Annotated in this window: 10 protein-coding genes and 1 tRNA gene; 1 reads left to right on the top strand and 10 read right to left on the bottom strand. The window is 69.3% G+C overall.

Annotated elements, in window-relative coordinates; all coding sequences use genetic code 11:
* From ARC23_RS17720 to rph, 5 genes are all read right to left on the bottom strand, one after another.
* The coding region (locus ARC23_RS17720) for a DUF1631 family protein (protein ID WP_057498417.1) at nt 1–1,931 on the bottom strand (1,931 nt) is incomplete at its 3' end.
* A 146-nt stretch (nt 1,932–2,077) separates the two neighbouring features.
* Complete coding sequence (hemW, locus tag ARC23_RS17715; protein WP_057498416.1) at nt 2,078–3,304, bottom strand: radical SAM family heme chaperone HemW; 1,227 nt, start codon at nt 3,302–3,304, stop codon at nt 2,078–2,080.
* A 56-nt stretch (nt 3,305–3,360) separates the two neighbouring features.
* Nucleotides 3,361–3,957, bottom strand: coding sequence for an RdgB/HAM1 family non-canonical purine NTP pyrophosphatase (gene rdgB, locus ARC23_RS17710; RefSeq protein ID WP_057498415.1), 597 nt, complete (start codon nt 3,955–3,957; stop codon nt 3,361–3,363).
* Entirely contained in the window at nt 3,954–4,343 is a 390-nt protein-coding gene (locus ARC23_RS17705; protein ID WP_057498414.1) for a VOC family protein, read from the bottom strand. The genes rdgB and ARC23_RS17705 overlap by 4 nt, the downstream gene beginning before the upstream one ends.
* Nucleotides 4,340–5,065, bottom strand: coding sequence for a ribonuclease PH (rph, locus tag ARC23_RS17700; protein ID WP_057498413.1), 726 nt, complete (start codon nt 5,063–5,065; stop codon nt 4,340–4,342). Before rph ends, ARC23_RS17705 begins: the two co-directional genes overlap by 4 nt.
* 124 nt (nt 5,066–5,189) lie before the next feature.
* Here rph and ARC23_RS17695 point away from each other — a divergent pair, with 124 nt between their 5' ends.
* Nucleotides 5,190–6,050, top strand: a complete 861-nt coding sequence (locus ARC23_RS17695; protein ID WP_057498412.1) for a YicC/YloC family endoribonuclease — start codon at nt 5,190–5,192, stop codon at nt 6,048–6,050.
* A 35-nt stretch (nt 6,051–6,085) separates the two neighbouring features.
* Here the strand turns inward: ARC23_RS17695 and selD are convergent, their stop codons facing one another.
* The 5 genes from selD to fdhE form a co-directional block, all read right to left on the bottom strand.
* A complete protein-coding gene (selD, locus tag ARC23_RS17690; RefSeq protein ID WP_057498411.1) occupies nt 6,086–7,165 on the bottom strand; it encodes a selenide, water dikinase SelD in 1,080 nt (359 codons plus the stop codon).
* Nucleotides 7,166–7,191: 26 nt separating this feature from the next.
* Nucleotides 7,192–7,287 (bottom strand) — tRNA-Sec (locus tag ARC23_RS17685).
* A gap of 24 nt (nt 7,288–7,311) precedes the next feature.
* Complete coding sequence (gene selB / locus ARC23_RS17680; protein WP_057498418.1) at nt 7,312–9,243, bottom strand: selenocysteine-specific translation elongation factor; 1,932 nt, start codon at nt 9,241–9,243, stop codon at nt 7,312–7,314.
* On the bottom strand, nt 9,240–10,664 hold the full coding sequence (gene selA / locus ARC23_RS17675; RefSeq protein WP_057498410.1) for an L-seryl-tRNA(Sec) selenium transferase: 1,425 nt from the start codon (nt 10,662–10,664) through the stop codon (nt 9,240–9,242). Before selA ends, selB begins: the two co-directional genes overlap by 4 nt.
* A gap of 4 nt (nt 10,665–10,668) precedes the next feature.
* Nucleotides 10,669–11,652, bottom strand: a complete 984-nt coding sequence (gene fdhE / locus ARC23_RS17670) for a formate dehydrogenase accessory protein FdhE (RefSeq protein WP_057498409.1) — start codon at nt 11,650–11,652, stop codon at nt 10,669–10,671.
* Nucleotides 11,653–11,897 lie beyond the last annotated feature (245 nt).

Here is an 11,897-nt window from a genome sequence, read left to right as displayed (position 1 = left end):
CGCCCGCCTGAAAGCGCGTGCTCGCCCAGGCGCGCACGCGCTTTCAGGCGGGCGCTCAGTTCGGTACGTGAGGTCGTTTCGTCTTCGCCGCCGGGTGTCGACAGGCGCCGCGCAACGGCGGCGGCCTCCTCGGCGTGGTACCCGACCTGGACCAGTGCGGCTTCCACATCGGCGGCCAGCGCGGCATCGGTGCCGACGGGGGCGTCGGCCGCCTGGGCGGTGACCGCCGCGATGCGTGCGGTCTGTTGCAGGCGCTCCTGCCACTGCGGCGAATCGTCGCCATGCCGCAGGCGGGTCAGGGTCAGTGCATCGGCCCAGGCCTGGCGCAGCAGGGACTGCACGAAACGGGGCGGCTGCTGTGCATCACAGCACTGGTCGATCTGTGCGTTGGCCTGGCGGCGCGCCAGCTCGAGGCGTTCCTTGCCGCGGGCCGCTTCGACATGGCGGCGCTCGGCCAGCTCGGCGCGGTGCGCTGCGGCGCGCTGGTGCTGCTGCACGTCCTCGTTGGCAGCGGCGAACGCCTCTGGCGATCGCGCATCCTGGGCGAGCAGGCCCTGCACGCTCTGCGCCATGCGCTGCAGCAGCTGGGGGTCGACATCATCGTCGGCCAGCCAGTGCGCACCGACTTCGGCGATCTGGTTGAGCAGCTCGCGCGCGGGGTGTTCGTCGCGCACGAAGAAGCCAGGGTCGGCCATTGCCGCGCGGGCCAGCGGCACCTGCAGGCGCGCCAGCAGGGCGGCCGGTACCGGGTCGGGGCGCTGCCGCTGCTGCACCTGCTGCATCAGCATGCGCAGCAGATCGAGATTGTCGCGGTCGTGACTGGCCAGCTGGGCCTGAGTGCCATGCTCGCTGCGCAGCTGGGCGACCACCGCTGCCTGCAGGTCGGTCACGCCGATGGCGGCACTGGCCTGGGCCTGCAGGCGAGCGAGCACTGCGTCGACGGCGGCGCTGGGGACGGCGCCGGTTTCAACCGGGGCAGTCGCTGCGTGGCGGGCCTGCTGCAGCAGCTCATGCAGGGCGCCGCCAGTGGAGGCGGTCACGCCGACGGCAGTGCCGCCGCCCGCGTCGTTGACGGTGTCCTGTACCAGATGCGACCACGAGCCGGCCGGGGCAGCGCCATTCCAACCGGTCAGCGGTGCGGCGGCCTGCCGGGCCGGCTGCGTGGCGCGACCGCCGCCCACCGACTGGGTGATGATCCGCCGCGTGCTGGATGAGCGCGCCAGGTAGGGCGTGTAGACCAGCCCCGGCAGGATGCCGTGCTGGGCCAGCAGGGCGTTGGCGCGATCCAGCACATCGCCCAGGCGCTCCAGTACCTGGCGTTCGAAGCTGCGGTACAGCGCCAGCTGGATCTCCGCGCCAAGCGCATCCTGTTCGGCCAGCCGGCGCACGATCTGGCACAGCGCCTGCGGTGCCAGCGGCAGGGTGTCAGTCTCGAATGCCGGTGCGGCGGCCAGCACGCCCAGGCGCTGGCCCAGCAGGTTCAGCGCGTTGGTCGAGCGCTGGGTTTCACGCCGCACCATTTCGGTCAGCAGCAGGTCGCGATCCACGTCGTGCTCGGCGACCAGCGACAGCCCCTGCATGCGTGGCAGGGCCGGGCCGGGCGTGGCAGGCGCGACGGCGCTGGCCGGCTCGCGCAGCCGTGCCAGCGACTCGGCTAGGGCATCAAGCACGCGATCCGCGAAGTGGCCGGCGAAGGCGTGCAGCTGGCCGCGCTGGGCCATCAGGTCGGCCTGCTGCGCCGGATTGCGGGCGCGGTCGGCGTCGTGCAGCAGGGTCTGTTCCAGCGCTTCCACGGTCAGGATCAGTGGCGCGGCCAGTGCCTGTCGGCACAGGCCGATCAGTGCGCCCAGCAGATCGCGCACCCGCGGCGGCAGCTCGGCGGCGGCCAGGCGGTTCTTGTCGGCGGAGGTAAGGGAGAAGACAGCTGACATCGGCAGGCGGTACCCGGATTCCCGCGGATCGATCTGGAGAATCTACCGTGTCGGCCGAGGTCGGCGCTACTTTAGGCTGAACGAGAATCGCATCCGCCGGGCAGGGTCCTGATGTGCGGCCGGCACTACCGGTTACGGCGGAGGGATTATTCCTCCAGGAACAGGCTCACCACATCGTTGGTGAAACGGCGGCCCAGTTCGGTCGGTTGTACGTGACCGTCGGCCACGTGCAGCCACCCGCGCTGGACGGCCTCGGCCAGCGCTGCGTCCAGCACGCTGCGCGGCAGGCCGGTACGCGATTCGAAATCGCGCAGGCTGAAACCTTCGTGCAGGCGCAGCAGGTTGAGCATGTACTCGAACGGCAGTCGCTCCGGCGCGATCACCTCATCGCCACCGAACGAGGCCGGGGTGCCCGCACTGTCCAGATAGGCCTGCGGGTGCTTCAGCTTCCAACGCCGCAGCACATGCTCTTCGGCGCCGGAACTGATCTTGCCGTGCGCGCCGGCACCGATGCCCAGGTAATCGCCGAAGCGCCAGTAGTTCAGGTTGTGCGCACTCTGCCGGCCGGGGCGGGCATAGGCGCTGACCTCGTACTGGCCGAAACCGGCCTGGGCCAGCAGTGCCTGGCAGTGTTCCTGCATGTCCCAGGCGTTGTCTTCATCGGGAATGCCCTGCGGCGGCCGCGCGAAGAACACCGTGTTCGGCTCCAGGGTCAGCTGGTAGTGCGAGATGTGCGCCGGCTGCAGCGCGAACGCACGCTCCAGGTCAGCCTCGGCACCGGCCAGGGTCTGCTCCGGCAGGGCGTACATCAGGTCGATGTTGAAGTTGTCATAGCCCGCGTCCTGCGCCATTTTCACTGCGCGCTCGGCTTCTCCACTGTCGTGGATGCGGCCCAGGCGCTTGAGCATCGCATCGTCGAAACTCTGGATGCCGAAGCTGAGCCGGTTCACGCCGGCCGCACGGTAGCGGTCGAAGCGGCCATGCTCGGCAGTGCCCGGGTTGGTTTCCAGGGTGATCTCGGCATTCGGCGCGAAGCGCAGGCGCGCGCTGGCCTGCTGCAGGAAGCGGTCGATCGCTTCGGGCGGGAACAGGCTGGGCGTGCCGCCGCCGAAGAACACGCTGTGCACCACCCGGCCCCAGACCAGCGGCAGGTCCTGGTCGAGGTCGCGCAGCAGCGCGTCGATGTAAGCGTCGAACGGCAGTTCACCCTTGGCCTGGTGTGAATTGAAATCGCAGTAGGGGCATTTGCGCACGCACCACGGCAGGTGCACGTACAGCGACAGCGGCGGCGGCACCAGTCGCGGCGGGCTGTCATGGTCAGCGGAGCAGGCTTCGCCGGGCAGGTGGTTGCAGTGGTCGTGGGCGTGCGGCATGGGCTTCTTCGGTAGTGCCGGCCGCTGGCCGGCTTCCCTGGTTCGATCGGGTGGCGTCAGTACAGCGTCGCCAGCTGCTGCTTGAGCTGCTGCAGGGCAATGGCGCGGTGGCTGATGGCGTTCTTCAGCGCCGGCTCCATTTCCGCCGCGGTCAGGCCGTGGGTGGTATCGAGGAACACCGGGTTGTAGCCAAAGCCGTTCGTGCCACGCAGCTCGCGGATGATCTGGCCTTCCCAGCGGCCTTCGCAGATCAACGGCTGCGGGTCGGTGGCGTGGCGCAGCAGCACGATCACCGCGTAGAAGCGCGCGCTGCGCTCGCCGTCGGGCACCGCGGCCATCGCCTCCAGCAGCTTGGCGTTGTTGGCCGCGGCGTTGGTCGGGTGGCCGGCATAGCGCGCGCTGTACAGTCCCGGCGCGCCGCCGAGCGCATCGACGATCAGGCCCGAATCATCGGCCAGCGCCGGCAGGCCGGTTGCTGCGCAGGCCGCGCGTGCCTTCAGCAGCGCGTTCTCGACGAAGGTCAGGCCGGTCTCCTCGACGTCGCCCAGGCCCAGTTCGGCGGCCGAGGTGATCTGCAGCGGCAGGTCGGCGAGGATCTCCTGCATCTCCACCAGCTTGCCGGCGTTGTGGCTGGCCAGTACCAGTTTCTTCATGAGCGGGGCTCCAGCAGGTCCCAGGTGTTGCCATACAGGTCGCGGAACACTGCGACCGTTGCATAGGGTTCTTCGCGCGGTGCTTCCAGGAACTCGACGCCGGCGGCCAGCATCGCCGCGTGATCGCGGTGGAAGTCATCGGTGTTGAGGAAGAAGGCAACGCGGCCACCGGTCTGGTTGCCGATGCGGCTGCGCTGTTCCTCGTCGCTGGCGCGTGCCAGCAGAAGGGCCGCGGCGCTGCCGTCGGCCGGGCCGACCACCACCCAGCGCTTGTGGCCCTGGTCGATGTCCTCCAGCAGCGTGAAGCCGAGCTTGCCGGTGTACCAGGCAATGGCTTCGTCATAGTCGGCCACCACCAGGGTGGTCAGGGCAAGGCGCCGGTTCATGCAGACAGCGCCGCCTGCTGCGCGGCCAGTAGTTCGGCCACGCCCTTCTCGGCCAGGCCCAGCAGCGCGTCCAGTTCGTCGCGGCGGAAGGCATGGCCTTCGGCGGTGCCCTGCAGCTCGATGAAGCCGCCACCGTCGTTCATCACCACGTTCATGTCGGTGTCGCAGTCGCTGTCTTCGGCGTAGTCCAGGTCCAGCACCGGGGTGCCGCGGTACACGCCCACCGACACCGCGGCCACTGCGCCCAGGACCGGGTTGCGCTTGATGTCGCCACGCTTGAGCAGCACGTTCACCGCATCGACCAGGGCCACGTAGGCGCCGGTGATGGCGGCGGTGCGGGTGCCGCCGTCGGCCTGCAGCACGTCGCAGTCGAGGGTGATGGTGCGTTCGCCCAGCGCGTTGCGGTCCACGCAGGCACGCAGGCTGCGGCCGATCAGGCGCTGGATCTCCAGCGTGCGGCCGCCCTGCTTGCCACGCGCCGCTTCGCGGTCGCTGCGGGTGTGGGTGGCGCGCGGCAGCATGCCGTATTCGGCGGTGACCCAGCCTTCGCCCTTGCCGCGCAGGAAGCCCGGTACGCGGTTCTCGACGCTGGCGGTGCACAGCACGCGGGTTTCGCCGAAGCACACCAGCACCGAACCTTCGGCATGGCGGGTGAAGCCGCGTTGGATGACGACCGGGCGGAGCTGGTCGGGCTGGCGGCCGCTGGGGCGGGAATCGGACATGGTGCGGGTTCCGTAATGGCGAGGGAGTACGCCGCCACGCCCGCGGCCTTCACGGGGCGGGCAAGGGGGCTCTGGTGAGGGCGCTAGGGTACCATTCCCCCTTTGCACGCACCGGACACATTCCATGATTCGAAGCATGACCGCCTATGCCGGCGGCGAGCGGGTCACCCCGTGGGGCACGCTGGGCTGCGAGCTGCGCTCGGTCAATCACCGCTTCCTGGAGGTCGGCACCCGCCTGCCCGAGGAACTGCGGGCGCTCGAACCGCAGCTGCGCGAGCGTATCGCCGCACGCCTGAGCCGCGGCAAGCTGGATCTGGTGATGCGCCTGCGCGCGCCGGAAGCGGCCGCCAACCTGCAGGTCGACGAGGCCCTGCTGGGCCAGCTGGGGCGCCTGGCGCATCGCCTGACCTCCGATTTCCCCAACCTGCAGGTCAGCTTCACCGACCTGCTGCAGCTGCCGGGCGTGACCCGCGGCGAGGCCACCGATGCCCCCGCCCTGCAGGCCGAGGCGCTGGCCCTGATGGACCAGGTGCTGGATGGCTTCATCGAGGCACGTGAACGCGAAGGCGGCAAGCTGGCCGCCGCCATCGCCGAGCGCGTGGACGGCATCGAACGCATTGCCACCGAGGTCCGTACGCTGATTCCGGCCATTCGCGACGGCCAGCGCGCCAAGCTGGCCGCACGCCTGGCCGATCTGCCGCACCCGGTCGACCCGGGGCGTGCCGAACAGGAGCTGGTGCTGTGGCTGCAGAAGCTGGACGTGGATGAAGAGCTGGACCGCCTCGGCAGTCACATCGCCGAGATCCGCCGCGTGCTCAAGCAGCGCGAGCCGGTCGGCCGCCGCCTGGACTTCCTGCTGCAGGAGTTCAACCGCGAAGCCAACACGCTGGGCTCGAAGTCGGTGGACAGCCGCACGTCCAACGCGGCGGTGGAGCTGAAGGTGCTGATCGACCAGATCCGCGAGCAGGTGCAGAACATCGAGTGAAGCTGGAGGGGCGTCTTCGGGCGCCCTTCCTCGTTTCAGGCCACGCGGACGCCCGGCGTGCCTTCGCTCAACCGCCCGACCACGGCGGCCTGGCCGAACCCCGCGTCGTGGAAACAGGCCAGCACCGCATCCACTGCCTCCGGGGCACACGACACCAGCAGGCCGCCGCTGGTCTGCGGGTCGGTCAGCAGCGGTTGCCAGTGGGCTGGCAACCCATCGGCGAAGCGCACGTCGGCGCCATACGAGGTCCAGTTGCGGTTGGAGGCGCCGGTTACGCAGCCACGCTGCAGCAGCGCCAATGCCTGCGGCAGCAGCGGCACCTGGGCACTGTCCACTTCGGCGGCCACCCCACTGGCGCGGCACACTTCCAGCAGGTGGCCGAGCAGGCCGAAGCCGGTGACGTCGGTCATGGCGTGCACGCCGTCCAGCGCGGCCAGCGGCACGCCCACGCTGTTCAGGCGGGTGGTCGACTTGATCATCTGCTGGTAGCCGTCGGCGTCCAGCACTTCTTTCTTCAGTGCCGACGAATACACGCCCACGCCCAGTGGCTTGCCCAGCACCAGCACGTCACCGGCGCGGGCATCGGCGTTGCGCTTCAGTCGCTGTGGATCGAGCACGCCGATCGCGGCCAGGCCGTAGATGGGCTCCACCGAATCGATGCTGTGGCCCCCGGCGACCACGATGCCGGCGTCGGCGCAGGCGCGTTCTCCGCCCTGCAGGATGCTGCGGATGGTGTCCTGCGGCAGCGTGTTGATCGGCATGCCGACAATCGCCAGCGCGAACAGTGGGCGCGCACCCATCGCGTACAGGTCCGATAGCGCATTGGTGGCGGCGATGCGGCCGAAGTCGAACGGGTCGTCGACGATCGGCATGAAGAAATCGGTGGTGGCGACGATGGCCTGGCCGTCGTTCAGCCGGTACACCGCCGCATCATCGCTGGTCTCGCGGCCGACCAGCAGTTCAGCCGGTGCGGGCAGTGCTGGAATACCGCGCAGCAGTTCGGACAGTACGCCCGGCGCGATCTTGCAGCCGCAGCCGCCGCCATGGGCCAGCGAGGTCAGCCGCGGCGGGGCCTCGGCCCTGGAAGCGGTGGGGGACTGCGCATGCGTGGCCATGCCGGTATCTCCTGCGGAAACACGAATGGCGGAAGGCAGCAGGAGTCGAACCTACCAGGGAGCGATCGACGCCCCCTACTGGGTTTGAAGCCCAGCCGCATGCCCGGATGCGCATGCCTTCCGAAAGTATGGCGATGCCGCTGCGCTCAACCGTGCGGGGCGTTCCACTGCAGGTCGCCGCGCGGCCGATGGTGGTCACCGACGCGTCGAGTGTAGCCAACGCGATTGAAGAACTCCAAGATCTGGATGCTGCGTTTGCGACCCAGGCCGATGGCATCGCGAAACGCTGCCGCGTCCACCGTGCCGGTGGCGTGTGACAGCTGCGCGACGATCGCGGCGAGTTCGGCAATGCGGGTCGGTGCATAGAACAGGTCCGGTACGATCTGGAACAGCTCTCCGCGTGCCGCCGCCCGGCGCAGGACGGCGCGCAGGTCATCCTCGGCCAGGCCGATCTCGGCAGCCAGGGTGCGCACCCACGGTGGATCGAAGCCACCGGCGTGCAGTGGTGGCAGCACGCGGTCCAGCAGATGGCGTTCGCGTTCCGGTGGCGCGTGGTCATGGCCGGGCAGGCGCCACCACGCGCCCACGCGTTGCAGCGCGCCATCGGCCAGCAGGTCCTGCAGCAGCGCATTCCAGAGGCTCGCTGCAAGCGCGGGCAGGGTGCTGCGTTGCAGGCGCCCGCTGTCGACACCGGGTTCGTCGGGGCGCCGCTCATGCCATCCGCGCAGTGAGGTGGTCACCTGCTCGCGCAATGCCTGCCAGTGCGAGGCGAGGATGATCACCGTGTCTTCGCGGGTAGCAATACGCTGCGCGCCTGCAGGCAGATCGATCCGGTCAGCGGCGCGCCGGCAGTAGCGCTGCAGCGCGGCCATCGGTATTCCGAAAGGCGCGTGCTGCAACAGCGGGCCGATTCCCGCACCTGCGGCCAGCTGCTCCAGTGCGCCCAGCCAGGCGAGCCGTGCCGGGCTGCGCCGGCGCCGCTGTGGCGGGTCCGGGTCGAGCACGACGCCGCCACCCAGCGTGTGGGTCGCGGCTGAATCACGGGCGATGAAACGATCACCGCACATCGCACAGACCGGTGCATCGAACACCAGCTGCACGAGTTGCCCGTTACCAGGATCGCCGTCTTCCAGCACCACCACATGGGCCTGCCGGTGCATCGTGCCCCAATGGATGTGCAGCGGCGTCCAGTCGCGCAACGGCGCGGCCAGCGCGGAAAGGCGCAGCCGCACGTCAATCCGGGTGGTCGCCAGCAGGGCGCGCGGGTCGGCGATCCAGTCGCCGCGGTGGATGTGGTCGCGGTTGATGGCGGCCAGGTTCAACGCGCAGCGCTGTCCTGCCATGGCGTGTTCGCTGGCCTGGTTCTGCGCGTGGATGCTGCGTATGCGCACTTCAGTGGCGACCGGCATCAGCTGCAGGTGGTCGCCAACCATGGCGACGCCGCCATGCACCGCGCCGGTCACCAGCGTGCCATGGCCGGCCAGCGAGAACACGCGGTCCACCGGCATGCGGAACAGCTCGCTGCGCGGCTCGTCCCGGTGCGCGTTGGCATCCTCTGCGGCCCATGCGTGCAGGTGGGCGCGCAATGCGTTGATGCCAGCATCATCGGCCGAGGTGCTGTTGCAGGCGAATACAGGGGAATCCTGCAGCGGCGTTCCGGCCAGCAGGGCGGCGATCTCGTTCTCGACCCGGGCGATGCGCGCAGCGTCCACGCGGTCGATCTTGGTCAGTGCCACCGCGCCGCGATCCACGCCCAACAACTGCAGGATCGCCAGGTGCTCGCGGGTCTGCGGCATCACGCCGTCATCGGCGGCGACCACCAGCAGGGCAACGTCGATACCGGTGGCGCCGGCCACCATGGTGTGCACGAAGCGCTCATGGCCCGGCACGTCGACGAAGCCCAGTGTGGCGGCCGGGCCTTCGACGTCCCTGCTTTCCACCGGAACATAGGCGTAGCCCAGTTCGATCGATATGCCGCGCGTACGTTCTTCCTGCAGGCGATCAGTTTCGATGCCGGTCAGTGCCCGCACCAGGCTTGTCTTGCCATGGTCGATATGCCCGGCGGTGCCGATGATCATGCCTGCAGCGCGCTCCACTGGGCGAGGAAAGCGGCTTCGTCGGCGCTCTCCAGGCAGCGCAGATCCAGCCACAGCGCGTCTTCGGCGATGCGACCCAGCACCGGCCGGGGCAGCTGGCGCAGGTGCTTGGCCAAGCGATCGAGCCCGCCGCGGCGCGTGCAGGTGATACGCAGTCCTGCGCTGGCCAGCTGGGCCTGTGGCTGCGCACCGCTGCCGATCTGGCTGTGCATCGCTGCACATTCGACACTGTAGCCTGCAGCCAGCCCGGTGCGCACCGGCTGCAGCAGGCGCTGCGCCTGCGCAGAAACATCGTCGTGCTTGCGCGACAGGATGCGCAGCGTCGGCAACCGCTGGGCGAGCAGCTCCGGCTCGCGGTACAGGGCCAGCACCGCTTCCAGCGCAGCCAGGCTCATCTTGTCCATGCGCAGCGCACGCTTGAGCGGATTGCGGTTGATCCGTGCGATCAGGTCGGCGCGGCCGGCAATGATGCCGGCCTGCGGCCCGCCCAGCAGCTTGTCGCCGCTGAACGAGACCAGGTCCGCACCGGCCGCCAGCGCGTCCTGCACGGTGAGCTCGTGCGGCAGCCCGAAGGCCGCCAGATCGCACAGGCTGCCACTGCCCAGGTCAACGACCAACGGCAGGCCGTGTCCGTGCGCGATGCCTGCCATCGTCGCAGTGTCGACCTTGGCGGTAAATCCGGTGATGGCGTAGTTGCTGGCATGCACCTCCATCAGCAGCGCCGTACGCGTGCCGATGGCATTGATGAAATCGGCGGGATGGGTACGGTTGGTGGTGCCCACTTCCAGCAGCCGCGCACCGGCGCTGCGCATCACATCGGGGATGCGGAAGGCGCCGCCGATCTCCACCAGTTCACCGCGCGACACCACCACTTCGCGGCGGTTGGCCAGGCTGTTGAGCAGCAGCAACACCGCCGCGGCATTGTTGTTGACCACCGTCGCGGCTTCGGCGCCGGTGAGTTCGCAGACCAGCGCCTGCACCCGCGCATCGCGGTCGCCGCGACGACCACGGGTGATGTCAAATTCCAGATCGACCGGCGCGCTCATCGCGCGGGTGACGGCGAGCACCGCGGCCTCGGGCAGCAGGGCGCGACCCAGGTTGGTGTGCAGCACGGTGCCGGTCAGATTGAACATCGGCTGCAGGTCCTGGCGTGCATCGGCAGCCAGTACCGCCTCGAGTGCCGCGACCAGTGCCGGGCCCCCGGTTGCCTGCTGCAGATGCTCAGCCGAAAGCGCGCCGGCGCTGATGCGTTCACGCAGCGTCTGCACATGCGACCGCAGCAGCTGGGTGATACGGCTGCGGCCGTGACCTTCGATCAGTGCCGACAGTGCCGGCAGGCGCAGCAGCCGATCCAGCGAGGGCAGGGCTGCCGAAGATGCCTGGGCTGAGGGGGTGCGTGGCATCGGTTCAGTCGCCGTCGGCCTGCCACAGCAGCGGGTTCTGGCTGGCACGCGCATAGCCTTCCTCGCCCAGCAGGATATCCAGCGCCAGTGTGCCGAGGTCATCAGCCACCGGGTCCAGCTGCGGGTCCTTCTCCAGATACAGGATCTTGCGATAGCTGTGGCAGTGGTCGCAGGTCTCGGCGCGGACCGCGCTCTCACGCACGACCTCGCCGCTGTCACCGTCCACGTCGGCCAGCGCGCGATAGGCGATGTCCTTGCCGGCGGCACCACACTGGCTGCACTGCACACGCACGTAGTGCCACTGGCAGGCGCACAGCGAGCATGACAGATAGCGGTAGGATGCGTAGGGCGGGCGTGCCTGCACCATGCTGGCCACTGGCAGGGTGCCGCACAGCGGGCACAGGCCGGGTGCATCGGCCAACGGTTTCAGGTCGGTGGGGCGGAAGCTGTCCGCCAGCACCGCCCAGTAGACCTGCAGTGCATTCATTACCAGCAGCGCAGCGACCGCATCCACCGACGGCGCGTCATCACGCTCCAGCACGGCATGGGCCTGCGCGTCCAGCCAGGCGTCGTCGGCAGCGGCGACGCGTTGCAGCTCCTGGCGCGTTTCTGCCGGCAGCCCGGCCTCATCGGCGCAGTGCTGGCACAGCGTGCGCAGCCAGTCGCGCCAGCGCCCGTCCAGATGAAGTGTGTTGGCGGGCCGCAACGGCATGCCGGCACTGGCGGCCGCGCTGGACTGCTGCGCGCGCGCGTGGTCCTGCAGCGCCTCGCGTTGCTGGGGTGTCAATTCCTCCAGCAGCGCCTGCTGTGCATCGGCCAATGCCGCCAGCAGCTGCAGGTAACCGCCGATGGCGCTGTGCGCGGCCAGGCTGCGCAGGCGCGCCGCGCGTGTGGCGAACAGCGACCCGGTATCAGGCAGGATGATGCGCGGCACGTCGCGCGAGGCGAGCGTCTCGATCTCACCGGGTTCAAGGATGCGTTGCGCCATGCAGGGCCAGCCAGAAGAACCAGCCTCCATCCTCGCCGTTGTCGGCGCTGGCGTCCAGCGCACTGTCGGCCATTTGAAATGGTCGGGGTCAGATCCGTTTTCCAGAGGAAAACGGATCTGACCCCATCGTCTAACCCCATCGGTTGTTGCCGTGTTCACCGTGTCGACCAAGGTCGACACCTACCAAAGCACCGCGGAACTGTCGAAGGCGGGGTACTGTGGGTTTGCGGGGGTGTCCGCGGCAT

The sequence above is a fragment of the Stenotrophomonas beteli genome (assembly GCF_001431665.1).
GTDB classification, from domain to species: Bacteria; Pseudomonadota; Gammaproteobacteria; order Xanthomonadales; family Xanthomonadaceae; genus Stenotrophomonas; species Stenotrophomonas beteli.
This window is presented reverse-complemented; position numbering and strand designations above follow the sequence as displayed.

What these genes read in the sequence shown, in the direction of transcription:
- rdgB (WP_057498415.1), bottom strand. Translation starts at nt 3,957, where the DNA reads ATGAAGAAACTGGTACTGGCCAGCCACAACGCCGGCAAGCTGGTGGAG.
- ARC23_RS17705 (WP_057498414.1), bottom strand. Translation starts at nt 4,343, where the DNA reads ATGAACCGGCGCCTTGCCCTGACCACCCTGGTGGTGGCCGACTATGAC.
- selB (WP_057498418.1), bottom strand. Translation starts at nt 9,243, where the DNA reads ATGATCATCGGCACCGCCGGGCATATCGACCATGGCAAGACAAGCCTG.
- rph (WP_057498413.1), bottom strand. Translation starts at nt 5,065, where the DNA reads ATGTCCGATTCCCGCCCCAGCGGCCGCCAGCCCGACCAGCTCCGCCCG.
- fdhE (WP_057498409.1), bottom strand. Translation starts at nt 11,652, where the DNA reads ATGGCGCAACGCATCCTTGAACCCGGTGAGATCGAGACGCTCGCCTCG.
- hemW (WP_057498416.1), bottom strand. Translation starts at nt 3,304, where the DNA reads ATGCCGCACGCCCACGACCACTGCAACCACCTGCCCGGCGAAGCCTGC.
- selD (WP_057498411.1), bottom strand. Translation starts at nt 7,165, where the DNA reads ATGGCCACGCATGCGCAGTCCCCCACCGCTTCCAGGGCCGAGGCCCCG.
- ARC23_RS17695 (WP_057498412.1), top strand. Translation starts at nt 5,190, where the DNA reads ATGATTCGAAGCATGACCGCCTATGCCGGCGGCGAGCGGGTCACCCCG.
- selA (WP_057498410.1), bottom strand. Translation starts at nt 10,664, where the DNA reads ATGCCACGCACCCCCTCAGCCCAGGCATCTTCGGCAGCCCTGCCCTCG.